At 50.3% G+C, this 2,033-nt stretch carries 2 protein-coding genes; both read right to left on the reverse strand.

Going from position 1 to position 2,033, the window contains the following annotated elements:
* A partial coding sequence (locus tag J5224_RS25715) for an ABC transporter transmembrane domain-containing protein (protein WP_264628034.1) occupies nucleotides 1–1,274 on the reverse strand: 1,274 nt, incomplete at its 3' end.
* 12 nt (nucleotides 1,275–1,286) lie between these two features.
* On the reverse strand, nucleotides 1,287–2,033 hold a 747-nt coding region (locus J5224_RS35625), incomplete at its 5' end, for a calcium-binding protein (RefSeq protein WP_319802488.1).

Genomic DNA, 2,033 nt, shown 5'->3' on the forward strand with positions numbered 1-2,033 from the left:
ACATCCTGCCACAGTTGCACCAGACGTAAGATGGGGCCAGTAACGTGTCCGGCAAACATATTAAAGGCAATAAGCCCTCCAACCGTCATTCCCCCCTCAATCACCAGCCGAGAGCCATACCACAAAATAACCACGCTGGTGATTCTGCTGATAAAACGCGATATCTGATTCGCGATATTGCTCAAGTTGCCAGTTTTAAAGCAACTGCTGACAAACGCCGCCGTCTGTTCATCCCAGCGACGCGTCAGGTGATGCTCGACGGACATCGCCTTGACGGGTTCAATGGCAGTAATACTCTCAACCAGAAAAGCCTGATTTTTCGCCCCCTGCCGAAACTGATCCTCTAATCGATTCCGCAGTGGTCGTGTAATGACAGCCGACAAAACAATGTAAGGCAGCAGGGATATCAGGACGACAACGGTCAAAGAAAGGCTATACATCGCCATGACCACAAAAAAGACCACAGTGAATAACAGATCCAACCCTAACGTCATTGCACTGCCGGTCAAGAACTCCCGTACCGTTTTGAGCTCATGTACACGGGCGACGGTCACCCCGGTCTGACGCCCACGAAACCATCCCAACGGGAGCGACAACAGATGACGATAGAGCAGCGAACTTAACGTGGCATCAATACGCTGCGAGGTATGCGCCAACTGGTAGTTACGTAACCCATCCAGCACCACATCCGCCAAAGTGACACAAATCATCCCCAGCGCCAGCACATCCAACGTCGACACACTTTGGTGTGCCAATACCTTATCCACGACAATCTGAAAAAATAAGGGAAGAATCAGTGCCAATATCTGAATAAAAAAAGAGGCGAGCATGATCTCAACCACCAGGCTTTTATAGCGAATAAAAGCCTGAGCGAACCAGCGCAGATTAAATTTCTGAGCCAAATTGTCAGAGAAAAAACGCCGGGTGAACATGAAACCGCTTACTGTCTGCCCCTGAGCAGGATGGAAAATCTCAGATCGATCGCGAGATATCTCTTGTATCAGCCACTTACCCTCTTTAACTGCCAGCAGTAAGACATACCCTTTTTCCGGAAAATAAACTAAAGCAGGTGTGGGCATGTCATCAGAAACCGTGATGCGGGCTTGATAGCGACAGCGAAAGCCACAGTGACGAGCAGCACGAACCAGTTGCACGTTAATATCATGGTGGGTATCAGTTCCGAACTGCGCTTGTAAAGCCTCTATATTGACAGCGATACCGTAATATCCCACGATCGATGCCAATCCTTGCCACACGTATTTATCTTGAGACATGCCCTGCCTCCATTAATACGCGAGAGAAGATTGCTGGCGATGCTGATCTGATGGTGCCGTTGCTAACGGCAGCGAGACGGAAGAGACACTGGCATCATCCTCTTCATCCCAACCCATAAACTGGACGATATCTTGTTTCATCAAAGCGACAGACCGTTGCTGACGCACTTTCTTGCCAGTAGGCAATGCTTGCCCGGATTCAATATGATTGAGAATATCCGTTGACTGCCATTGCGTACCGTCAGCAAATTCAATGCGTTCTATCTGATATCGTGGTGCGCTAAAGAATTCTTGGATCGTCACGCTATCCTTGCTGTTCTGGAACAACAGCGCCAGATCGTTGGCCTTGCTGTAGCTTGAACCACTACGGCGTTGTAGTGTTACTTGTTGCGGAGTGATGCCCTTACTAAGCTTAAGCACATCAACATCGCCAGATTCACTGCTGTGTTCTGCAATAACATCCTGGCCACCACCACGGCTAAACAAGTAGGTGTCGCTGCCACTTCCTCCCTCAAGATGATCCTTACCCGTACCGCCTGAGAGTATGTCATTGCCCGTTCCACCTTTGAGGCGGTCGTTCCCGTTTCCTCCCATCAACTTGTCGTTACCACCATCCCCCTCAAGCCGGTCATCGCCTTTGCCACCTGTCAGGGTGTCATTGCCGTCTCCGCCTTCTAGCGTGTCATCCCCCGCATCTCCGTACAGGCTGTCGTTCCCCTTGTTGCCATACAGGCTGTCATCTCCCCCACCGCCGTGTAT

The sequence above is a fragment of the Candidatus Symbiopectobacterium sp. NZEC135 genome (assembly GCF_025962695.1).